This window comes from Candidatus Palauibacter sp. (assembly GCF_965237495.1).
Taxonomy (GTDB): Bacteria; Gemmatimonadota; Gemmatimonadetes; order Palauibacterales; family Palauibacteraceae; genus Palauibacter.
In genome coordinates this window covers 1,451,092-1,473,224 of the sequence record NZ_OZ250143.1, presented here as the reverse complement: position 1 = coordinate 1,473,224, position 22,133 = coordinate 1,451,092, and the positions used below count along the sequence as shown (strand labels likewise).

The 22,133-nt window shown below is 69.7% G+C and carries 17 protein-coding genes; 2 read left to right on the top strand and 15 right to left on the bottom strand.

The window, feature by feature from the left end; translation table 11 throughout:
- Positions 1-31 precede the first annotated feature (31 nt).
- The 8 genes from gmk to ACPXY0_RS06275 form a co-directional block, all read right to left on the bottom strand.
- Positions 32-700 (bottom strand): guanylate kinase, encoded by a 669-nt coding sequence (gene gmk, locus ACPXY0_RS06310; protein WP_423929504.1) that lies wholly within the window; start codon positions 698-700, stop codon positions 32-34.
- Entirely contained in the window at positions 697-1,578 is an 882-nt protein-coding gene (locus ACPXY0_RS06305; protein ID WP_423929502.1) for a YicC/YloC family endoribonuclease, read from the bottom strand. Before ACPXY0_RS06305 ends, gmk begins: the two co-directional genes overlap by 4 nt.
- Complete coding sequence (locus ACPXY0_RS06300; protein WP_423929500.1) at positions 1,575-3,431, bottom strand: hypothetical protein; 1,857 nt, start codon at positions 3,429-3,431, stop codon at positions 1,575-1,577. The genes ACPXY0_RS06305 and ACPXY0_RS06300 overlap by 4 nt, the downstream gene beginning before the upstream one ends.
- Complete coding sequence (locus tag ACPXY0_RS06295) at positions 3,428-4,876, bottom strand: leucyl aminopeptidase (protein ID WP_423929498.1); 1,449 nt, start codon at positions 4,874-4,876, stop codon at positions 3,428-3,430. Before ACPXY0_RS06295 ends, ACPXY0_RS06300 begins: the two co-directional genes overlap by 4 nt.
- A gap of 171 nt (positions 4,877-5,047) precedes the next feature.
- Positions 5,048-6,172, bottom strand: coding sequence for a citrate/2-methylcitrate synthase (locus ACPXY0_RS06290; RefSeq protein WP_423929496.1), 1,125 nt, complete (start codon positions 6,170-6,172; stop codon positions 5,048-5,050).
- Between the two features lie 124 nt (positions 6,173-6,296).
- Complete coding sequence (locus ACPXY0_RS06285; RefSeq protein ID WP_423929494.1) at positions 6,297-6,548, bottom strand: hypothetical protein; 252 nt, start codon at positions 6,546-6,548, stop codon at positions 6,297-6,299.
- 158 nt (positions 6,549-6,706) lie between these two features.
- Positions 6,707-6,844: a hypothetical protein gene (locus tag ACPXY0_RS06280; RefSeq protein WP_423929492.1), complete on the bottom strand. Its 138-nt coding sequence runs from the start codon at positions 6,842-6,844 to the stop codon at positions 6,707-6,709.
- A 66-nt stretch (positions 6,845-6,910) separates the two neighbouring features.
- Positions 6,911-7,672, bottom strand: a complete 762-nt coding sequence (locus ACPXY0_RS06275) for a lysophospholipid acyltransferase family protein (protein ID WP_423929490.1) — start codon at positions 7,670-7,672, stop codon at positions 6,911-6,913.
- Positions 7,673-7,758: 86 nt separating this feature from the next.
- Between ACPXY0_RS06275 and ACPXY0_RS06270 the strand changes: the two genes are divergently transcribed.
- The gene (locus tag ACPXY0_RS06270; RefSeq protein ID WP_423929488.1) at positions 7,759-9,003 is read left to right on the top strand and encodes a flavoprotein; all 1,245 of its coding nucleotides are present in this window, start codon (positions 7,759-7,761) and stop codon (positions 9,001-9,003) included.
- A 35-nt stretch (positions 9,004-9,038) separates the two neighbouring features.
- Here the strand turns inward: ACPXY0_RS06270 and ACPXY0_RS06265 are convergent, their stop codons facing one another.
- The 7 genes from ACPXY0_RS06265 to ACPXY0_RS06235 all read right to left on the bottom strand — a co-directional run bounded on the left by ACPXY0_RS06265 (position 9,039) and on the right by ACPXY0_RS06235 (position 20,965).
- Positions 9,039-10,694 (bottom strand): 4Fe-4S dicluster domain-containing protein, encoded by a 1,656-nt coding sequence (locus ACPXY0_RS06265; RefSeq protein ID WP_423929486.1) that lies wholly within the window; start codon positions 10,692-10,694, stop codon positions 9,039-9,041.
- Positions 10,669-11,043 carry an NAD-binding protein gene (locus ACPXY0_RS06260; RefSeq protein ID WP_423929484.1) on the bottom strand — a complete coding sequence of 125 codons (375 nt, stop codon included), beginning with the start codon at positions 11,041-11,043 and terminating at the stop codon, positions 10,669-10,671. Before ACPXY0_RS06260 ends, ACPXY0_RS06265 begins: the two co-directional genes overlap by 26 nt.
- A 69-nt stretch (positions 11,044-11,112) precedes the next feature.
- Positions 11,113-11,700 carry a peptidylprolyl isomerase gene (locus ACPXY0_RS06255; protein ID WP_423929482.1) on the bottom strand — a complete coding sequence of 196 codons (588 nt, stop codon included), beginning with the start codon at positions 11,698-11,700 and terminating at the stop codon, positions 11,113-11,115.
- 157 nt (positions 11,701-11,857) lie between these two features.
- On the bottom strand, positions 11,858-14,947 hold the full coding sequence (locus tag ACPXY0_RS06250) for an efflux RND transporter permease subunit (RefSeq protein ID WP_423929480.1): 3,090 nt from the start codon (positions 14,945-14,947) through the stop codon (positions 11,858-11,860).
- A complete protein-coding gene (locus ACPXY0_RS06245; protein ID WP_423929478.1) occupies positions 14,944-18,363 on the bottom strand; it encodes an efflux RND transporter permease subunit in 3,420 nt (1,139 codons plus the stop codon). Before ACPXY0_RS06245 ends, ACPXY0_RS06250 begins: the two co-directional genes overlap by 4 nt.
- A gap of 2 nt (positions 18,364-18,365) precedes the next feature.
- Entirely contained in the window at positions 18,366-19,742 is a 1,377-nt protein-coding gene (locus ACPXY0_RS06240; RefSeq protein WP_423929476.1) for a TolC family protein, read from the bottom strand.
- A complete protein-coding gene (locus ACPXY0_RS06235) occupies positions 19,739-20,965 on the bottom strand; it encodes an efflux RND transporter periplasmic adaptor subunit (RefSeq protein WP_423929474.1) in 1,227 nt (408 codons plus the stop codon). Before ACPXY0_RS06235 ends, ACPXY0_RS06240 begins: the two co-directional genes overlap by 4 nt.
- Positions 20,966-21,378: 413 nt before the next feature.
- Between ACPXY0_RS06235 and ACPXY0_RS06230 the strand changes: the two genes are divergently transcribed.
- The gene (locus ACPXY0_RS06230; RefSeq protein ID WP_423929472.1) at positions 21,379-22,131 is read left to right on the top strand and encodes an enoyl-CoA hydratase/isomerase family protein; all 753 of its coding nucleotides are present in this window, start codon (positions 21,379-21,381) and stop codon (positions 22,129-22,131) included.
- The last annotated feature ends 2 nt before the right edge of the window (positions 22,132-22,133 follow it).

Genomic DNA, 22,133 nt, shown 5'->3' with positions numbered 1-22,133 from the left:
AACCGGCGGCGCGCACACCTGCCTCCTGAACCTACCACTCGCCTCGAATCCGATCCAACTCCCGAACGATCCGCGCCACGTACGCGCGGTCCGCAGCCCCGAGGCGCCCTGCCGGACCGCGGTGCCGCGCCACGACGGACGACACCGCCGCCACGGCGTCCTCGAGCCGGTCGTTGACGACGAGGTAGTCGAACTCCGCCGCCGCCTCCAGTTCGGCGCGCGCTCCCGCGAGCCGCCGTTCCAGTTGCGCCGGCGTCTCGCTCCCTCGACCCCGGAGCTGCCGGACGATGCGTTCGGCGGTCGGCGGCACGATGAAGATCGAGACGGCCGGCGGCGCGGCCCGACGGACCTGCCGGGCCCCCTGCACGTCGATGTCGAGCAGGAGGTGCGCCCCCGCCTCCCCGGCCCGATCCAGGTTGTCCCGCGGGGTCCCGTACCGTTCGCCGTGGACGGTGGCGTGCTCGAGCAGCGCCCCGTCCTTCGCGAGGGCTTCGAAATCGGCGTGCGAGACGAACCGGTAGTCGACGCCTTCCCGCTCCCCCGGGCGCGGCGACCGTGTCGTCATCGAGACCGAGAACAGATACGGGGAGCCGGGTTCGTCGAGGAGGCGGTCGCGCAGCGTCGTCTTCCCCGCGCCGGAGGGTCCCGCGAGGATGAGCGGGAATGGAGCGGGCGGCGCGGCGAGCGGAGGACCGCTCACTCGACGTTCTCCACCTGCTCCCGGAGCCTCTCGATCTCGTTCTTCGCTTCGACGACGAGCCGGGAGATGCCCGGATCGTTCGCCTTGGCGCCCAACGTATTCACCTCGCGCTGCAGTTCCTGAACGAGGAAGCCGAGGCGTTTCCCCACCGGTTCATCGATCGGGCCCTCGATGAATTCCTCGAACGCCTCCAGGTGGGATCGGGCGCGCACGAGTTCCTCGCCGACGTTCCAGCGGTCCGAGATGAGCGCGATTTCCCGCGTCAGGCGATCCTCGTCGAGCCCCTTCCCCGCCAGCTCCGCCACGGCGGCCTGGAGGCGCGTCCGTTCGCGCTCCAGCCGCTGCGGCGCTAGTTCCGCGGCCCCGTCGACCGCGCGCCGGATCCCGGCCAGGCGCTCGCGGAGATCGACCGCGAGCCGCGCACCTTCGCCGTCCCGCATGGCGACGAGGTCATCCAGCGCCTCCGCCGCCGCCTGCTTCAGCCCGTCGGGATCCGGCGCGAACTCCGCCCCCTCGGCGCCTCCCCTCGCGAACAGCCCCCCGACGTGGAGGAGCGAGGCCACGTCGGGCTCCCCGGGGACCCCGAACTCGTCACGGAGGCGCGCGCAGGCGTCGAGCACCTCCCGCACGCGCGTCTCGTCCAGTACCCGTCCCTCCTCCGCCGGCGCGGTCTCCACCCGCACGAAGAGGTCGAGCCGGCCGCGCGCGGCCCGGGATTGGGCCAGCTCCCGCAGTTCGCCCTCCCACCGTTCGGCGCCCGGGGGGGCCTTCACCACCACCTTGAGGCCGCGCGAGTTCACCGACCGCGCCTCGACCGTGACCGTCCCCTCCGCCCCGGTCACCGTGGAGGCCCCGTAACCCGTCATGCTCCGGATCAATTGAAGAACTCCCACCGAAGCCCGAACACGTTGACCTGCACGGGGAACAGAGTACCGGGGAAATCCCCCACGTCTCCCGCGCCCAGATTGCCGAAGTGCCAGAAGAACCGAAAGTCGCCGATCCTGAACATCAACTTCCCGCCCATCCAGCTGTCCGACTCCAGCATCACCGGCTCCTCCAACCCCGTTCCGGGCACGAGGCGCGCGCCCCGGCGGTCGACGAACACGGAGACCCAGATCGTGAGGTTCTCCTCGAAGAAGGAATCGTGCAGAAAGAACTCCGTGCGGAACAGCCGGTCGGGGAGGAAGAGCGACGCGGCGCCATCGGAGGTGAACTTCCGCCACGATGCCCGAAGACGGATGGGTGCGAGGCCCCGGATCAGGACGCCCAGAGGGACGACCGGACCCTCGAAGCGGGCCTCGAGCGACGTGACGTCCACCTCGCCCGAGTCGGCGACGACGAGCCGGTCGAAGGGCGCGCCGAAGCCGAACTGCCGGTCCAGCCGCTGCTGCGAGTAGCGGCCCGAGAGGTCGAACGGCCCGATCGTGAACGCGGCCGAGGCCCCGCGGGCGTTGAAGCGGACGCTGTCCGCCGCGACCAGTTCGAGATCCTCGAGGCTGTCCGCCACCATGGGATGCTCGGGGAACCCGACGCCCCGGGTGCCTCCCGCCGCGAAAGCCCGCAACGCGATCGGAAACAGCAACGTGTCCCGGAAGGCCAGCCCGCCGCGCCACGACTCGGTCGCGAACTCGTTCCAGCTCGCGAGTTCGGCCCCGGCCTCGAGGGCGAGCGGTCCGATCGGCTGCCAGGCGGCCAGGTCCGCGACGCGCGAGGCGTAGGCATCCCGGCCGGCGAAGCGCAGCCCGAGCGAGACCGCCCCCTCACCGGGCCGGGCCGAGAACCGCAACCCGACGCCATCCGCGCCTCGCCCGGGCGCGGGGATACTGTCCGGCAGCCCCGGAATCACCTCGTTGAAGCTGGTCGTGTGTCCGTAGACCTCGAGCTGCGCGCGTTCGCCGAGGTTGGCGCGCGTGCGGAGGACGACCTCCTTCCGCCTGATCTCCATCGTGTCGAGAGCGAACCGGTTCGCGCTCTCGGTCCGGTACTCCAGCTGCACCCCGAAGTTGTTCGAGCGCGGCATCCAGGAGAGGCGTCCCTGCGCCCCGAAGCGGTCCCTCCCGGCGTCGCGCTCGTTGATGTCCTGGCGTGCGAACGACACTTCGACGTTGACGGCGCTGCCCAGCCGGTTGGCGAACACGGCGTCGAGGATCTCCGTTCTGGGATCCCCGGTCCCGCCCCCGACCCTCGAGTAGGCCTGCACCCCGTCGTGGCGGATGAGATCCACATCGATCACCAGACCATCGGCTCCGCGATAGACCCGCACCCGATCCACGTAGTTCAGCGACACGCGCCGAAGGTCGGTCTGCGCTCGCTCGAGCGAGGGAACTTCGCGGCCGTCCACGTAGAGCGTCACGAAGCCGGGGCCGAAGGCGCCGTCGAAGGCGTGGTGCGGTCCCGTGAAGTAGCCACCGCGAAGGCCCGTCATCCCCGGCACGTATTCGAGCAGAAGCTCGAGCAGGGAGAACGCCGGCGAAGCGTGCACGCACGCGCGGTCGCAGTCGAAGATCTCGTGGCCGGGGCCACGCAGCGCCGTCAGCCGTCCCGGAAAGCGCTGCGCCCGGGGCGGCGTCGTGTCGGCGAACACCTCGCGCACGGAGTCGGGGAGGACCTCCAGCGGGTCGGGCAGGGCCGCCAGCGAGTCCGGCGGCGGCGGATCCTGACCGCGCGCCGGGGCGACGCCTCCGACCACGAGCAGGAGAGCGACACAGCCGCCCGCGAGCGGTCGGTTCACCCTCGTCCGTGGGAGCGCAGCCACTCGTGCACGAGCCGGACGCCGACCCCGGTGGCGCCCTTCGGCTGCCAGCCGCGCGCCTCCTCCGCCCAGGCCGTGCCGGCGATGTCGAGGTGCGCCCAGCGCACGTCGTCCGCCACGAACTCGCGCAGGAACCACCCCGCGGTGATCGTGCCGCCCCCGCGCCCCCCGATGTTCTTGATGTCGGCGATGTGGGAGTCGAGTTGGGCGCGATATTCCTTCCACAGCGGCAGGGGCCAGGTGCGCTCCCCCGTCCGTTCGCCCGCCGCGGCGAGTTCGTCCGCGAGACCGTCGCTCGCCGTGAGCACGGCCACCGCATGATGCCCGAGCGCGATGACGCAGGCGCCCGTGAGCGTGGCCATGTCGATGATCGCCGCCGGGTCGAGCCGCTGGGCGTAGGTCAGCGCATCGGAGAGGATGAGGCGGCCTTCGGCGTCGGTGTTGATGACCTCGATCGACTTCCCGGACAGTCCGCGCACGACATCGCCCGGCTTCACGGCATTCCCCGACGGGAGGTTCTCCGTGGCGGGCACGAGGCCGATCACGCGCTGCGGGATGTCGAGGCGCGCCGCCGCCGTCAGGATGCCGAGAACCGCCGCCGCCCCCGCCATGTCGTACTTCATGTCCTCCATGCCGGAGGCCGGTTTCAGCGAGATCCCGCCCGCGTCGAAGGTCACGCCCTTGCCGACGACCACGAAAGGGGTTCCGCCGCTGCCCTCATGCTCCATCTCGATGAAGCAGGGTTCCTCGACCGACCCGCGGGACACCGCGAGCAGCGCGCCGAACCCCTCCTCCTCCAGCCGGTCCCTGCCGCGGACCTCGGTGCGAAACCCGTGCTCGCGGCCGAGCCGTTCCGCCGTCTCGGCGAGGTAGCGCGGGGTCACAGTGTTCCCGGGCAGCGTCACGAGTTCGCGCGTCACGTTCTGCGCCTCGGCAAGGATACAGCCGCGGCGCACCGCCGCCGGCGGCTCGGACGATACCGAAGCTGTCGTAAAGAGGACGCGCGTCTCGGGCGGCGCGGTCCGGCCCTTCGCGTCACGCAAGCCGTCGTAGCGCCAGTCCCCGAGGGCGAGGCCCTCCGCAGAAGCCTGCCACACGGCCTCATCCGCCCCTTCGGGCACCCGGAACCCGACCGAACCGACGCCGCGCGCGCGCGCGGCGCGCACCCCGGCGCCCGCCGCCCTTCGACAGGATTCGGCGACCGGCCGCTCTCCGGCGGAGAGGCGCGCGATGAAGACATCCGGCGAATCCGGCGCGCCGAGTCGGACCCACGCCGAAGCCTCCCCGGAATTCCCGCGGCTCTCGAGCCACTGCGCGGCCGCCGCCTCCCACGACTCTCCGGTCGAGGGCGCGTCGTCGAACCACGGGACGACGAACGCCTCGACCTCTCTTTCGACCGGTATCCCGGACCTGATCTCCACCACCCTCAGCCTCGTTTCGGCAATGTGCGTGTCAACGAAAGAAGCGGACCCGGCAGCCCTGAAAGCCCCGTGGCCCGCTTCCGTTTGCGACCATCGACGCCCGGCGCCGTGGCGCCCGGGCCCCTCTGGCAACACCGGCCTCCCGTGGCGAGCGCCCAGCCACGAGGTGCCGGCTCAGCGATCCTCTATCGGCACCCAGGTAAGGTCCATCTCCCCCACATACTCCGCTCGGGGGCGGATGAGCCGGTTGTCGCCGTGCTGCTCCATGACGTGGGCCGTCCAGCCGCCCATGCGCCCCATCGCGAACAGAGGCGTGTAGAGGTCGATCGGAATCCCGAGGGCGTAGTACACCGTGGCGCAGTAGAAGTCCACGTTCGGGTTGATGCCCTTCCGCGCGATCATCTGATCCTCGAGTTCGCGCGACATCTCGTAGAACTCCCCGAGCCCCGCCTGGTTCGTGAGGACGCGGGACATCTCGCGCAGGTGCGTCGCGCGGGGATCCTCCGTCCTGTAGACCCGGTGCCCGAAGCCCATGATCTTCCGCTTCTCCGCGAAGGCCTTCTCGAGCCACGGCCCCACGTTGTCCAGGCTGCCGATCTCGAGCAGCGTGTGCATCGCCCTCGCGTTGGCGCCGCCGTGCAGCGAGCCCTTGAGCGCACCCACCCCGCCCGTCACCGCCGAGTGCATGTCACCCAGCGTCGCCGCGATCACGCGGCAGGCGAACGTCGACGCGTTGAACCCGTGGTCCAGGTAGAGGAGCAGCGTGCGGTCGAGGGCATCGACCGCCTCGTCCGTGCCCGGTTCCCCGTTCGCCATGCGTACGAAGTCTGCGGACAGCGAGAGCGCCGGGTCCGGCGCCAGCGGCTCCTTCCCCTGCCGGATGCGGTGGATCGCCGCGATGATGGTGGGCGTCCGAGCCACGAGCCGCTCCGCTTTCCGGCGGTTCGCCTCGGCGGAGTTGTCCTCGGCGTCGGGATCGGACATGCCCGCGAGCGAGATCCCGGTGCGTAGCGCCGACATCGGCACCGCGTCCCCGGGGAGCGACACCAGCCCATCGAGGGTCCGCGGGTCCAATCCTCGCAGCCCGGCCAGCCTCGCCTCGAACGCACCGAGTTCCGGGCGGGTGGGCAGCCGCCCGTTCCAGAGCAGGAACACGCTCTCGATGAACGAGGCATTCGGCGCGAGTTCATGGATGTTGTAGCCCCGATAGACGAGCACACCCTTCAGGCCGTCGATGAAGCTGAGTGAAGTCTGCGAGGCGACGACGCCTTCTAGCCCTTTTCCGGCGGCGGCGGTCATTCTGTCACGAGGCCTTTCGGTATCGGAGGAGGTCGGTCATCTGGTCTGCGGCGAGAACTCGTCCGGCCGGCGGTGGCAGGAACCCCGTTGGCGGCTCGCCGACAAGGGAATCGCGACGGGGCCGCTAGCGGATGGCAGGATCGAGCTTCGCCCTCTTGAACTGTTCCCTGAGGTCGTCAAGGCTGAACTGTTCGAACGATCCCTGCGGGAGCCGGAGCCGCCGCTGGGTCTGGAACGGGTCCGAAAAACAGACGAAGACGATGGCCTCCTGGTTATCCGGCGGGGCCTGCTCGTCCGGGTCCGGCCAGAAGACCTCGCGGGAAGCGAGCCACGCTTTCCACCGCCGGCCATCGTCGTCCTGGAACGTCTTGGTCATGTCTTCCTCGGGAGGCGCGGAATACCCCGAACCGGAACGGGAAACGGGAGGTGCCGGGCCTCGATTGGCTTGAGTTGAAGCATGAAAACATAGCTTCTGATCACGGGATCGGGAAGAAGGTCGCGGCTCGGAGCGGCCCGCGGGGCCGCACGGCGCGATCAGCCCGGCGGTTCGTCTCCATCCGGCCGGTCCAGTTCCCGGAGCCGGCATCCGAACGCGAAACCGCCGCCCATGAGGAGACCCACGAGCGATCCCAGCATAAGAGTCACGAGAACGTAGTAGAGTGTAATGTTCATCTCGTAACTATGCCGGATTCGAGCGGCGATGTCCAGATCCGGCCGCACGCTGTCCCCGATCGCGTGCTACCCGGTTCGGTGCAGCCGCGAGAGTACGCGGCGCTGGAAGCTGATGCGATCCATCACACGGTCCACGATCCTCTGCGCGATCTCGCGCGAGTGGCCCTGCGCGGCGAGGTCCCGGTATGCGATCGGCCGCCCGATATAGATGGACAGCCGCTGCCCGATCCGGGGGAGGCGCGTGCCGATGGGCAGGATACGATCCATGCCGTCGATCGTGACGGGAATCACGGCGGGTCCCGTCTGAAGGATGACCATCCCGGCGCCCGGCCGCCCCCGACCGACCCTGCCATCGCGCGACCGGGTGCCTTCGGGAAAGAGCATCATCGTACCTTCGCGTAGCACCCGCGCGGACCGAAGCAGCGCCTTGGGATCGCGCCGGCCCTGCCGCACGGGGATGCACTTGAACTGGTGAAATATCCACGCCAGGAGCGGGCTCTTGAAGAAATTCTCCGTCGCGGCGGCGTTCCACGGCGCGAGATGGGGCCTGAAGGCCTTCTCCGGGTAGAAGAGGAAGTAGGCGATCGGAAAGGAGTCCATCATCGACTGATGGTTCGCGAGGATCAGGGTATTCCGGGCGTGGAGAAGGCGTCGGCGACCGTAGACCCGGGTCCGGTTGAGCAGGCTGAAGAGAAGGAACACGCAGGGGGGCGCGACGACATTCGTGATGATCCACCGGGTGACCGGCGTCGACCACCGGGTGATCGGGCCCGGGGTGTATCCCCCTGCCGGCGCACCCCTTCGGGTCGGGTCCTCGCGATCGCTCATCGAAGGAGAGTAGGTTTCCATATGGAAGACCGGAAGGCCAAGCGGTCGATAACGTTCCGGACCACTGGCAATCGGAGCCGGACCCCGTGCGCGTAGCGGATCTCGCCATCATCGGCGCGGGGCCGACGGGCCTCGAGGCCGCGGCCGGGGCCGCGCGGGCCGGCGTCTCCGCGGTGGTGCTCGAGGCCGGGGCCGTCGCGCAACACGTCCACACCTGGCGGTGGGTGCGCCTCTTCTCGCCGTTCGAACTCAACGCGGGCCCCGCGGGGCTGGGGCTGCTCCGCGGCCGGGGCGTTCGGCTGCCGGCGCCGGAGGCGATCCTCACGGCCGAGGAGTTCCGGACGCGGTATCTGCTGCCGCTGGCCGCGGCCGTGCGATCGAGCATCGAGATCCGGGAGGGGGCGCGCGTCCTGGATGTCGCGCGGGCCGAGCGGCTGAAGGGCGAGGCGCTCGGATCCGTCGCCCGGGCCGATCGGCCCTTCCGGCTGCTCGTGGACGAGAACGGCGCCGACACCGATGTGTTCGCGCGGGCCGTCTTCGATTGCTCCGGAACCTGGGGCCAGCCCAGCTGGGCCGGCCCCGGCGGCGCGCCGGCACGGGGTGAGCGCGCCGCGCGACGGGCGATCGAGTACCACCTGCCGGACCCGCTCGGGGCGCAGCGCGATCGCTACGCGGGGCGGCGGACGCTGCTCCTCGGAGCCGGCCATTCCGCGGCCACGACGGCGGTCGCGCTGGCGACCCTCGCCCGCGCGATCCCGGGCACGCGGTTCACCTGGGCCTCCCGTCGCGTCTCGGATGTCCCGTTGCGGCCGATCGACGAGGACCCGCTCCCGGAGCGCGCGGAACTCACGCGCCGGGCCAACGCCGTCGCCGCGGGGCCGCCCCCCGGCTGCGCGTGGCTCCCCGCGGCCAGGCTCCTCGTCGTAGCGCGAAGCGCCGGGCAGGGATTCGACGTCGAACTGGAGGTCGCCGGGACCGTGCGCCACGACCACTTCGACCGCATCGTGGCCAGCGTCGGCTATGAACCCGACGACCGATTGTACCGGCAACTCCAGGTCCACACCTGCTACGCCTCCCTCGGTCCGATGGGCGTCTCGGCGGCCCTCCTTGCGGCGCGGGGCGACGGGCCGGCCGACTGTCTGCTCGCCGCGGACGCGCTCGGACCCGAAGCGCTGCGCAGCCCCGAACCCGGCTTCTTCATCCTCGGCGCCAAGAGCTTCGGCAAGAACTCCGCGTTCCTCATGCGGACCGGGTACGACCAGGTGGCGGACGCCTTCTCCCTGCTGGACCGGCGCGCGAGCCCCGCGGTGCACTCGGCCTCCGGCGGCTGACGCGCGTTCCCGGCCCGACCCGCGCACTCAAGCACTCACATCCGCTTGTACGCGGGCCCGCTCCCGCCTTCGCGCGGCGTCCAGCGTGGCCCGAGGACGTCCGTCGCCTTGCAGTCGATACAGTTCGGAGCGTTCACGACCAGGCGGTCGCCGTCCCGTTCGTAGACCCCCGCCGGACACAGGCTCTCATAGAAATCCGCCATCTCGGGGGACACGTGAGTGCCGACCACGAGATGTGAGGGGATATCGTCGCGCGTTGCATTGCCGGAGCGGAAGACCGCGTCGACCTTCGCCACCGAGTGCGCCCCATCGTACGCTCCCGCGAGCCCCAGCCGTTTCGCGCGCGACTCATCCGCGTCGGAGCGGCTCCCGATGCGCCGCCCCGGGAACGTCCCCCCCGTCGCCTGCATGAGTCCCGCCCGGACCCCCCCCGCGAAGAACCCCGACTTGAAGGCGAGCCGCTGGTTCCGGTTCCGGTAGACGGCGTCCGTCACGAGGCTCTCTCTCAGGGCCGCGTCGTAGGAGGACAGCCGGGCGCCCGACACATCGTCGGCGGCCAGCGCGCGGCCGATCGCCTCCGCCGCGAGGATACCCGAGCGCATGGCGTATTGGATGCCCTTGAGCGAGGCGACATCGACCAGACCCGCGGCATCTCCCGCGATGAGCAGCCCATCGCCGCTCAGCCGGTCCGGGATCGCGTGATACCCACCCTCCGGGATCGTCTTCGCTCCCCACTCCACCAGCTCGCCGCCCGCGAGGATCTTCCGCAACAGGGGATGCCGCTTGAAGCGCTGCAGCAGGGCGTGCACGTCGAGGTCGACGTAGGGCGCATCCAACCCCACGACGAGCCCGAGGGAGACGAGATTCTCGCCCATGGGATAGATGAAGCTGCCCCCGAAGGCGTCGCGCGGGAGCGGCCAGCCGAGGGTGTGCGTCACGGCACCGGGCCGCCGCGGCACCTCCCACAGTTCCTTGACCCCGAGGGCGAAGATCTGCGGGTTGGCGGACCCGATCCCCTCCCGCTCCAGCCACGCCTGGCTCAGCGGCCCGCGGGTCCCCTCCGCGAGGACCGTGACGCGGGCCGACAGGTCCGTGGCCGGCATGAACCCGCCGCCCGGATGCCCTTCCCGGTCGAGGCCCGCGGGGGTCGTCCGAACCCCCACCACCCGCCCCCCGCGCATGAGCATCGCGTCCGCCGGGAAACCTGTGAACACGTTGACCCCCAACGCCTCCGCCCGCGCTCCCAGCCAGCGGACGATCTCGCAGATCGAAGCCACGTGATGGCCGTGGTTCCGCATCGTGGGCGGCGTGGGCAGCCGGACCTTTCCGCGTTCGGTCAGGAGCAGGACCCGATCGCCGGGTACGGGCCCTCGAAAGGGGAATTCCGATTCCTCGAAGTCCGGAAACAGCGTTCGGAAGCCTTCCGGGTTCACGACCGCCCCGGAGAGGCAGTGTTCCCCGAGTTCGCCCGACTTCTCGAGCACCCCGATCTCGAGATCGACCAGGGGCCCGCTCTCGGCCCGGTCGCGCGCCGCCAGCTGGGCGAGCCGGATCGCCCCCGCCAGACCCGCCGGCCCCCCGCCCACGAAGAGGACATCGAGCGGCACGGCCTCCTCGTCGGGCTCGGCCTCGACGATGAAGCGGTCGTGCGGCAATGGCGGCTGTTCAGACGACGGGATCAGCGATTCCACGGACCGGCCTCTCCTTCCGGGTCATGCGCGCCGCAAGATGCCCCTCGTCCCGTGGGGCCGCCACAAGTCGGGGTGGAAGAGCAGCAGGACGGTGAACAGCTCGAGCCGCCCCGCCAGCATGAGGAAGACGAGGGCCGCCTGCGACGGCGCCCCGATCGCCGTCACCAGATCGTGCCCGAGCAGCGCCAGCACGAACGCCCCGGCCGCGAACAGCCCTACGAAGACGATCGCGGAGGTACTCCCCCCGCTCGGGATCGGCATCGACGACGGTCACGTCCTGCCCCTGCTTCGACAGCTTCTCAGCCAAGTGGAATCCGACATGGCCTGCCCCGACGATGACGATGCGCATGGGTCCGCTCGCCGCTCAGCCGTTCAGCGGTCCTGCGTCGTCTCCGGCGCGTTCGCTCGGCGCGGCCCGCTAGTTCTCACTGGCGATCACCGCCCGCTCGATGTGGTCGAGGTTCGGGAAGTCCTCCTCCAGGTAGGCGTTGCCCTCCTCCTGGATCCTTCCCTGGCTCGGCCCGCTCCCGTTCGGCGCCCCCTCACCGTAGCCGGCATGGAGCGCGTCGACGACCTCCATCCCCTCGACGACCTCGCCGATGGCGGAGAAGCCCATTTGGTCGAGCCGTGAGTTATCGCCGAAGTTGATGAAGAGTTGCGTGCTGCGCGTGTCCGGACCGGCCATGGCGAAGCTCACCCGCCCGCGCGTGTTCCCCATCACGACGGGATCGTCGAGGATGTTCGCCGAGCGCCAGGCACCCTGGATCTCCGGGTCTCCGTTGATCCCGAACTGCGCCATGAAGCCCTCGATGACGCGGAAGAAGCGCACGTCGTGGAAGAAGCCGTTCCGGACGAGGTTATGGAAGCGGTCCACCCCGTTCGGGGACCACGAGCGGTGCACCTCGACGACGAACGTCCCCTTCGAGGTCTCGAAACGGGCCCGGAACGTCTCCGGCGCCGTCATGTTCAGCTCGGCCGAAGCCGGGTCCCCCAGCGATTCACTCACTTCCGCATCTCCAGTGCAAGCACCCAGAGCCACAAGACACCCGAGGAGCGGCCAGGCCGCCCTCGATCGACACGACCGTGTCATCTCGACCCCCATCAGATTTTGTTCGCGTGTTTCGTAGTCGCGCACGTCCGGTCGGGTAAGGGCCCGACCACCGTCAGATCCGGCGTGCCACGATGTAACGATACGCGACCGGAATGGCCACGAGCACGAACAACGTACTCGAGATCAGCCCTCCGATGGTGGCGAGCGCGAGGGCGTTCCAGATGTTCTGGTCCTGGGAGGACGCGAAGAGGACGAGGGGGAGGAGCCCGAACACCGTCGTCAGCGTCGTCATGAGGATGGGGCGGACCCGCTCCAGCGTCCCCTGGACGATCGCCTCCATCGTGGGCAGACGTTCCCTGAGAGCCCCGATGTGATAGACCACGAGGATGGCGTTGTTCACGACGATCCCGCCCATCATGATCGTGCCGATGAACGCGGTGTCCGTGAACGTCGCGTCGGTATAGAAGAAGATCAGGAACACCCCGATGAGGGCGAACGGGAGCGAGAAGAGCACCACGAAGGGGGCCGCGAGCGATTCGAACAGCCCCGCCGTCACCATGTAGATGAGCAGGATCGAGAACGCGAGCACGAGCCACATCTGCGTCGTCTCCTCCGTCGTCCAGCCGCCGTAGCGGGACTTCTCGATCCGGTACCCGGGCGGGAGTTCCATCGCGTTGATGACCTCGTCCCGGACCAGGTCCCCGAGCTTGGGCGGGCCCCGGAACTCCCACGCGACGGTGCGCTCGTACTGTTGATCCTCGCGCAGGATGCTCGCCATCACGTCCCTGCGCCCGACGTTCGCGACGCCCGCGAGCCTCACCTCCTCGTCGCCTTCGACCGGCACGCGCAGGTCGCTGAGGTCGAAGAAGTCGAACTCCCGATAGCCATCCAGCTTGACGGCGAACTGCACCTCCTCGCCGCCCACGCGTATTCGACTCCTCTGCGGCTGGCCCTGAATATTGGCCGCCACATAGTCGAGCAACTCCGACACCGAGATGTTGTACGCCGCCAGTTCATCCCGGTTCGGCTCGACGAAATACTCGAACTCCTTGTCACGAGTGAACCAGCTGCCGCTCGCGTTCGGGTCCACATCGCGGATCCGGGAGAAGCGGGTGAGTCGCGAGGCCAGTTCCTCCGCGATCTCCTGGACCGTCAGGTAACTGTAGCCGAGGACCTGGATGCTGTAGTTGGGCGGGCTGGACCCGCCGCCATAGAAGCTGGGGCCGAACCCGTATACGCGCACGTCCACGCCCGAGAAGCCGTAACTGTAGGCCACCATCTGGTCCTTGATGGCCACCGGCACGGAGGTCAGCTCCAGTTCGTCCGGGAACCACGCATTGACCAGAGCATAGTTCGCCTGAACCCGCACGTCGTAGCGCTCGACTTCGTCCAGGGTGGCCAGCTTCGCCTCGAAGGAGCGCGCGAGTTCGTCCGTGCGGTCCAGTCCGGCGCCGCGCGGGAACTCGATGATGATCCGGATGTAGGTGTCCTGCCCGCCGAAGCCGCTCCACCTCGTGCCCTTGCTCACGTGCGTGTCGAACAGATACCAGCTCCCGCCGAGGCTCCCGAGGCACACCAGCGCCACGAGGGCGGGGTGGCGGAGCCCGAAGCCGAGCAGGGCCCGATATCCCCGGATGTAGAAGGGCTCGGCACCCGCGAAGCCCGGAGCGACCGTCGGGGAGGCCGCCGGGGTGCGTCGGGCGCCCCCCATTCCGGTCACCCTCGCCGCGAGCGCCGGGACGAAGGTGAACGCGACGAACAGGCTGGCGATGATCGAGAAGCCGACCGCGTAGGAGAGCGGCAGGTAGTAGACGCGCAGTTCCCCCTGGAGGAAAAGGAACGGGACGAGCACGATCGCGGTCGTCATCGTCGCCGCGATGACGGGGAGGACGACCTGACGCGCCCCCCGGCTCGCGGCCTTCGCCGGGGACGCCCCGCCGCGCCGGTGCCGTTCGACGTTTTCGAGCACGACGATGCCGTTGTCGACCACGAGGCCGAAGCCCCAGGCGAGTCCCGCCAGCGTGAGCAGGTTGAGCGAGAATCCGCCCAGATAGAGGAAATTCACCGCGATGAGCACGCTGAACCCGATCGTCGCGAACACGACGAGCACGGCCCCCAGCGAGCGCAGGAAGAGCATGAGCACGAGGAAGATCACGAGTGCGGCCGCGATGGCGCGGAGCCGGAGGTCCGTGATCTGCTCGCGAATGGTGTCGCTCTGGTCTCGCCGGAGTTCGATCTGCGCGCCGGTGGGCAGAGTCTCCGCGAGTTCGGCCATCTCGGCCTTCACGCGGTCGGCCACGCGAATCACGTTCGTCCCCGACTGCCGATAGACCCCCAGCGTAATCGTTGGCTGGCCGTTGATGCGCCAGAAGGAATACGGGTCTTCCGTCTGGTCGCGGACCTGGCCCAGATCGCCGACGCGAACCGGGCCGTCGGGGCGCGTGAGGACGATCATGTCCTCGATGTCGGACACCTCGATCGCCCGCGTGCGCACCGAGATGGCAAGCTGACGCCCATCCAGTTCCACCGAACCGGGCGCTCTCGGCGTCGACAGCTCCTGAATCCGTAGGCGGACCAGCTCGGGCCGCAGGCCGAGCGCCTCGAGCCGGCCCCGGTCGAGTTCGATCGCGATCTCCCGGCGCTCGGCACCGCGCACCTGTACCGCCGACACGCCGGGCAGCCCCCGGAGCGCGGCCGCGATCTCCTCGTCTGCGATCTCCCCGAGCCGCGAGAAGGTATACGGCCCCGTGAGCGAGAAGCTGAGGAGTTCCTCCGACTCCTCGGCGAACTCCTGCGGCACGTACGGCGAGATGTCCGGGAACACGCCTTCCGGGAGTTCGTCCCGGATCGAGTTGATCCGCTCGCTGAGGGCGAGCCGGGCGAACTCCATGCGCGTCTCGCGCTCGAACTCGACGTCGATACGCGCACTGGAGCCGGTCCCGCGCCGATCGGCGGAGGACTCCGATACGACGCGTTCCACCCCCCCGACCTGCTGGATGACGGTCTCGAGCGGCGCGGTGACGAACGCCTCGAGGGCTTCGGGCGAGGCCCCGGCCCACGTGGCGGTGACCGTGAGGCGGGGGAACTCGACATCCGGCATGTCCTCCACCGGGATGAGGCTGAAGCTCCACACGCCGAGCGCGAACAGCGCGACGTAGATCGCGGCCGTGGCCACGGGCCGCCGGATCGCGAGGTCGATCATGGCTCGATACTCCCCCGGGCCATGCCCGGCGCGGCGGGTCCGGGACGCCCGCCCAACGGGTATCCCGATCTCGGTTCGGTCGCGACCGGAGCCCGGCCGCCGGGCCCGGGCCCGGGCTGCGGCTCCGGCTGGACGGACACCGAAGGCTCGACCATGAGCGAGTAGACGACGGGGACCACGATCAGCGTGAGGAAGGTTGCGGAGATGAGGCCGCCGATGACCGCCACGGCCAGCGGGGCGCGGAGGTCGGCCCCGGCCCCTAGACCGGCGGCGAGCGGCAGAAGGCCCACGACCGTCGTGATCGTCGTCATCACGATCGGGCGCAGCCGGAGCCGGCCCGCTTCAAGGATGGCCTCCCGCTTGGGCAGGCCCGCCCGTCGCCGCTGGTTGATGAAATCGACCTTGATGATCGCGTCGTTCACCACGATGCCGATGAGGATCACGAATCCGATCCCGCTCATGGCGTTGAGCCCATCGCCCGCGAGCCACAATGCCGCCACGGCCCCGATGCCGGCCAGAGGCACCGCCGTGAGGACGACGAGCGGCTGGACGAGCGACTCGAACTGCGCGGCCATGATGAGGAACACGAGGGCGAGGGCGAGCCCGAACGCGAAGGTGAGCGACCGGAAGCTGTTCTGCATCTCCTCGTTCTCCCCGCCCACCCGCACCGAGGTGAGCGCGGGTCGCGGGATGTCGGCGATCTCGGCCTCGACCTCCTGAACGGCCGCGCGCAGCCCGCCTACAGCGACGTCGGCCAGCACCTGGATCGTGCGGTTCTGGTCCTCCCGGCGGATCTCGACGGGCCCGAACCCCTGCCGGACCGTGACCAACTCACCGATCGGGACGCCCTCCAGCCGCAGCGCGAGGACGTTCGCGAGTTCCCGTCGCGCGGCCTCCGGGATCGTGACCCGAATGTCGATCTTGTCGGCGAACACGGAGTAGGCGTTGGTCGTTTCCGAGCCCCGCAGGTAGTCCTCGATCGCCTGCGCCACGGACGTCACCGTGATCTGGTGCCTCGCCGCGACCTCGCGGTTGACCTCGATCACCAGTTCCGGCTGGGTCCGCAGGAAATCCAGGCGGACATCCGCGAGCACCCCCACCCCCTCGAGCCTCGTTTCGATCGCCTCGGCCACGGGGACGAGATCCTCCAGCTCCCCGCCCTGCACCTTGACCGCGAGATCCGCCTCGCCGATCGCCAGCGCCCGGCCGAGCGAGGTCGCTCGACCCGTCTCGATCGACACGAAGGCGGGATCGAAGCCGCTCTCCGCCAGCCGCCGCCGCAACTCGGCGATCACGTCCGGCGTGGGCCGCTCGGATCCTGCCAACTGGACATCGAGGGCCGCGTTGTTGAGTCCCGTCAGGTCCCGGGCCGCAAGCTCGCTTCCACGGCTCCGGCCTACCCGGGTGAAGACGCCCGACACGACATCCATGTCGAGGAGGAGGCGCTCGATGTCCCCGGCGGCCTCGTCCGTCGTGCGGATCGGAGTCCCCTGGGGAAGGTCGATCTCGACCCAGAACTGCCGCTCGTCCACGCGCGGCATGAGTTCGCGCGGTAATGCGCCGGCGATCAGGTACGCGCCGGCGAGGGCGGCCGCGGCGATGGCGAGGATCGCCAGCCGGTGCCCGAGGGCCCACTCGAGGGTCCGCTCGTAGCGCGCGGCGAACCGGAGAAAACCCCGCTCGAAAGCGCGCAGGAAGGGGCCGAACAGCCACGCCAACACCCTCCCGGCAGCCGTCGCGAGGTCGACGATGGTCAGCCGCACCGAACGCACGACGTACGCGAGCCCGCGCCCCACTCCGCGCCCGCTCGCGGCCGTGACGTTTCGGACCGCGCGGGCGCACCGGCGCACGAAGCCCGCCCGCGCGCTCTCCGGCTCTTCGGGCCGCCGCTCCGGGACCGACAGGTCGCCCCAGTAGCGCGCCTCGCTCGCTCCGGCTCGCCGCCGCGCCACCTGGGCGGCCAGCACGGGCAGCAGCGTCAGGGCGACGAGCAGCGAGGCGAGGAGCGAGAAGGTCACCGCGAGTGAGAGATCGCCGAACAGGGCGCCCGCCACCCCTTCCACGTAGAGCACCGGCCCGAACACGGCGATCGTGGTCAGCGTCGACGCCGTGATCGCCGCCGCGACCTCCCGGGCCCCGCGCGCGGCGGATTTCCGCGCTCCCTCCCCGGACTCCTCACGGTGCCGGAAGATGTTCTCCAGCACGACGATCGAGTTGTCGACCAGAAGCCCGACGCCCAGCGCGAGGCCGCCGAGCGACATGATGTTGAGGCTCACGTCGAACGCGTAGCAGAGGGCGAACGCCGCCATCACCGAGATCGGGATCGCGAGGCCGATGGCGAGCGGGTATCTGGGGTCGCGCAGGAATAGGAAGAGCACGAGGAAGGCGAGAGCGCCGCCGAACAGGAGGGCGGTGACGACGTTCGAGATCGCGTCCCGAATGAAGGCCGCCTGGCTGGAGGCGACCTCGATCTCGATCTCGGGGAACTCCTCGCGCAGCTGGTCCAGCGTCTCGCGCACCGCGTCGGCCACGCGGACCGTGTTCGTCCCCGCCTCCTTGAACACCTGGAGTCCGATCGCCGACTCCCCGTTGAAGCGGGCGATCGTCTCCAGATCGGCGATCGTATCGACCACCGTCGCGACGTCCGCGAGGACCACCGGACGTCCGGTCGGGCGCTGCGGCCGCTGGATCACCACTTCGAGGAGTTCGTCCACCTCCCGGAACTGACCCAGCGTGCGCAGGCTGTACTCGAAGCGCCCGCGTCGGATCGTGCCTCCGGGGGCGTTGTAGTTCGCCTGGTCGAGCGCGGCCGATATCTGGCCGAGCGAGACCTCGTGCACGTCGAGGTACTCGGGATCCACGATGACCCGCAGCTCGCGCTCGGGCCCGCCCGTGAGCCCCGCCAGCGACACCCCGTCGAGCTGCTCGAGCCGGCGCTTGAAGACGACCTCCGAGAGGTCGCGCAGGTTGCGCAGATCGGCCCCGCTCACCGCGAGCGTCATGATCGGATCGCTGGTCGGGTCCGATCTCAGGATCGTGGGGCGGTCCGCCCCATCGGGGAGGCGCTCCGACAGGTTGTCGAGGTTCTCCCGGGTGTGGAGGGTCGCGAACTCCATGTCCGTGCCCCAGGCGAACTCGAGCTGGACGAGCGACTGCCCTTCCCGCGAACGCGAGGAGATGCCCCGCGCCCCCGGGACCGAATACAGCGACTGTTCGATGGGTTCCGTGACCCAGCGTTCGACCTCGGCGGGCCCCGCGTCCGAGTACGTCGTCCACACGGACAGCGTCGGGAAGGCGACATCGGGGAGGAGATCGATCGGCAGACGGAGGAACGACACGACGCCGACGACGGCGATGCCCACATAGAGCATCGCCGTGGCCACGGGCCGTCGCAGCGACAGGTCGGGGAGCGCCAAGGTCAGGGCCTGCCCTCGATGTACTCGGCCAGGTTCGACCACGCGGTCAGGTAATCGTACTGGCGCTGGATCAGTTGGGTCTCGGCACCCTGCGCCGAGCTGATCGCACTCTGAAGTTCCAGGAAGCTCCCGGTCCCGAGCCGGTATCGCTCCTGCTCCATCTCCAGCCGCTCTCGCGAGATGGCGTACTGCTGCCCGAGCAACTCCAGCGTCTGCGTCAACTGCTCGATCTCGACGCCGAAGCGCCGCACGTCGCGCTCGATCTCCAGGCGCACACGGCGCAGATCCTCCTCGGCCTGCCGCCGCGCCGCGGATGCCTGGGCGTTCTGTTGTTCGCGGCGGAAGCCGTCAAAGACATTCCAGGACAACGAGAGGCCGAAGCTGTGACTCGTATCGCCGGGGCGGAACTGCCAGAACGAAGCGTCGGGACCGAATCTCTCACCGCGTCCCCAACTCATGGACGCGCTGATCGTCGGAAGATAGCTCGTGCGGGCGGCCCACAGCGCTGCCGATGCCGCGGAGCGGTCCGCTTCCAGGGCCGCGAGTTGGGGGTCGGAGGTGACGGCCGTGCGGACGATCTGTTCGATATCCGGTATGCCCGCGGGCATGCCCTCATCGCCCGCAAGTACGAGGCCTTCGCCCACCTCGGGCGGGAGCCCCATCGAGACCACCAGCTGCTGAAGGCCGATCCGCAGCTGGTTCTGCTCCGAGAGCAGCCTGATCCGGGCATCCAGCAGTTGCGACTCGGTGGCCAGGACATCGGTTCGTTCCACGGCCGCGATCTCATACCTCCGGAGGGCGATGTCGAGTTCGAGTTCACGATCGGCGATCTGGGTGCGCGTGAGTTCAAGAAGCTCCTGGCGCCGCAGGGCGTCGAGGAACTCGCGCCGGATGGTCGCGACGACCTGGCGCTGCTGGTCGTCCAGGCGTCGCTGCGCCGCCCGGACGCCGGCCGCGGTGCGCCGCAGTTCCGCGAACCGCCGACCGCCCTCCAGCAGCGTCAGATTCAGACCGAAGCTCTGGCTCGCGTACTGTGAGGTGAACGAGAGGCTCTCCGGGAGTCGCTCCGCCGGTCCTTCTTCGGCTTCGTAGGTGGACACCCTCGAATTGGAGCGGTTCAGGCCCAGGCTGCCCCCCCCCGTGGGAAGGAACGCCCCCCACGCGGCCAGCCGGTCGGCGCCCCGCTGGTCCGCCTGCGCCTGCGCGATGCGGAGTTGTGGGCTCTGACCGATCGCGATCCGTACAGCCCGCCCGATGTCGAGCGTGTCCGGGAGCACCGGAACCTGGGCCGCGGCAGGCACCGCGGCGGCGAGGCCTCCCGCCCCCAGCGCGACCGTTGCGAAGAATCGGCGCCCGCGCTCTCGCGCCGCCGGTCTCATCGGGAACCGTCCGAAGCCGGGGCCGGCTCGGCCATCAAGTCGCCATGGTTCTCGATCCGTACCTGGGCGTCGTGCGTCAGGGTGGCGTGTCCGTCCACGAGCACGATTTCTCCGCCCTCGGGCACGAACGTGTCCTCGCCGTCCGGGTTGGGGATGATCTCGACTTCCGTGTCGTTCTCCAGCCCGAGCGTCACGTACTCCCACTGCGCGCGCCCGGTCTCCGCCCCGGGCCCGCTCGGTTCGAACACGAACACCACTTGACGACGATTCCGTTCGACGACGGCGTCCTTCGATACGAAGGTGCGGTCGGGGAGTTGACGGCCCGCGATCCGCACGTTCCCGGGCATCCCGGGGACGATTCGGGCTCCGGGGTTCGAGAGCCGCACCGTGACCCGCGCCGTCTGCGTCTCCGGGTCGATGAGCGGGTTCACGCTCACGACCGTTCCGGCGAACACCTCTCCCCTCAGCGCGGGGAAGGTCGCGGTCGCCTCCCGCCCGACTTCGATGAGCGGGAGTTCGGAGTGCAGCACTCCGGCGTCGATGTCGATCTGCGACAGGTCTACGATGGTCGCGATCGAGTCGCCCGCGCCGACCCGGCTGCCCTGCGCCACGCCGAGGTTGGCCACGCGGCCGGCGAAGGGGGCGACGATCCGGGTTTTCTCCAGCTCGTAGCGCGCCTCGGCCAGCGCCGCTTCCCGGTCGGGGAGCCCGACTCGGATGCGTGCCTGCTCGGCCCTCACGGCGCGGGCGGAGTCGGGCATTTGATCGTCGAACAGCACCCGATCCTCGAAGTCCGCGCGCGCCTGGTCGACCCCGGCCTGCGCTCGCTGCTCCCGGATTTCGTAGAGGGTGGGGTCGATCCGGGCCACGAGTTGCCCGGACCGCACCTGTTCCCCTTCCTGGACCGGAACCGCGGTCACCGAACCCTGGACCTCGGAATGGAGCGGCGCCGAGCGGAGCGAAGCCGCCCGCCCGCTCGCCGTGACCCAGAGCACGAAGGTGTCCCGCTGGATCACGGCCCCTTCGACCGGGAGCCAGATATCCGTCGCGAAGGCGGCCGCCGACGCCGTCCCCCGCACCTCCTCGGCGACCGAATCGGCCGCGGGGTCCCCGAACGTGAGCGGCCCATCCTCCTCGCTCTCGTTCAGCCGCATGAAGATGCCGACCACGGCGGCGCCGGCGATGAGCAGGACGATCAACGTGACCCAGTGACGTGCCTTCATAAGCCTCGCACCGAATGTTTCTTCCCTGCCGCCGGCCCTCCGATCCTGCCTCGGCGACGCCCCAAAAAATTACAGCGGCGGCGGGACGGGTGCCGACCTCTCATCCCGTCCGGCCGCGGCGCGTTGTATCTATCGCAAGACTCTCAACGGGCTATCAAATCACCGGACCACGGCATCTCCCCGGATCACCGCTTCGACACCATGACCGACACGAACCGTTGTACGGGGGGCGAAGAAAGAAAGATCCAACGGGATGGCGACGCTTCCGCCTCCGCGCTGCCGTGACGCCGGCCCTCTTCCGGGTTAGCCTAGGCGGAGCGGGACAGGTTGGCAACTAATTTCCTAGTAGGCCGTTCGGAGCGGATCGCGGGTGCCGACGCGCCTCCGAGGATGGCCTACCACCGGGAGGCGGGATGATCCAGCGGAGTGATGACGGCGGCGTGGCGCTCATCCGGATGGAGAACGAGCCGGCGAACGTCCTCACGGCGGAGTTCTCCGACGCGCTCAACGCGGAATTCGATCGGGTGCGGGAGGACGGCTCGGTCGAGGCGGTCGTGCTCACGGGAACGGGGTCGGCCTTCTCGGCGGGGGTCGAACTGTTCCGGGTGGTCGACGACGGCGCGGCGTACGTCGAGTCGCTGCTCGCGAGTCTCGGGGTGCTGTTCTCGAAGCTACGCGCCTTTCCGAAGCCGGTCGTGGCGGCGGTGAACGGGCACGCGATCGCCGGCGGCGCCGTCATCGCGTGCGCGTGCGACTACCGCGTCATGTCCCGGGGGAACGGCCGCATCGGATTGCCCGAACTCCGGGTCGGGGTCCCCTTCCCCTCGGTCGCGCTCGACATCCTCCGCGGCGCGGTCCCGCGGCGATATCAGCGCGAGGTCCTGCTGCTCGGCCGCTCCTACGACCCGGAGGCCGCCGCCGAACGGGGCTTCGTGGACGAGATCGTACCGCCCGAGCACCTCATCGAGCGGGCGCGGACGGTTGCTGCGGAGCTGGCTTCGATCCCGGCGGCCACCTACGACCTGACGAAGAGACAGCTCTCGCGGGCCCCGGGCCGCGCGGCCGAACTCGACGACGAACTGCGCTCGATCTGGATCTCCGCCGAGACCGCGAGCCACATCCGGGGCTACCTTGAAAGGACGCTCGGCCGCTCCTCCGCACGCTGACG

Excerpts from the sequence above, each read along its gene's own strand:
- ACPXY0_RS06250 (WP_423929480.1), bottom strand. The coding sequence starts at position 14,947 with ATGATCGACCTCGCGATCCGGCGGCCCGTGGCCACGGCCGCGATCTAC.
- ACPXY0_RS06290 (WP_423929496.1), bottom strand. The coding sequence starts at position 6,172 with ATGACCGCCGCCGCCGGAAAAGGGCTAGAAGGCGTCGTCGCCTCGCAG.
- ACPXY0_RS06280 (WP_423929492.1), bottom strand. The coding sequence starts at position 6,844 with ATGAACATTACACTCTACTACGTTCTCGTGACTCTTATGCTGGGATCG.
- ACPXY0_RS06285 (WP_423929494.1), bottom strand. The coding sequence starts at position 6,548 with ATGACCAAGACGTTCCAGGACGACGATGGCCGGCGGTGGAAAGCGTGG.
- ACPXY0_RS06275 (WP_423929490.1), bottom strand. The coding sequence starts at position 7,672 with ATGAGCGATCGCGAGGACCCGACCCGAAGGGGTGCGCCGGCAGGGGGA.
- ACPXY0_RS06235 (WP_423929474.1), bottom strand. The coding sequence starts at position 20,965 with ATGAAGGCACGTCACTGGGTCACGTTGATCGTCCTGCTCATCGCCGGC.
- ACPXY0_RS06260 (WP_423929484.1), bottom strand. The coding sequence starts at position 11,043 with ATGCGCATCGTCATCGTCGGGGCAGGCCATGTCGGATTCCACTTGGCT.
- ACPXY0_RS06240 (WP_423929476.1), bottom strand. The coding sequence starts at position 19,742 with ATGAGACCGGCGGCGCGAGAGCGCGGGCGCCGATTCTTCGCAACGGTC.
- ACPXY0_RS06230 (WP_423929472.1), top strand. The coding sequence starts at position 21,379 with ATGATCCAGCGGAGTGATGACGGCGGCGTGGCGCTCATCCGGATGGAG.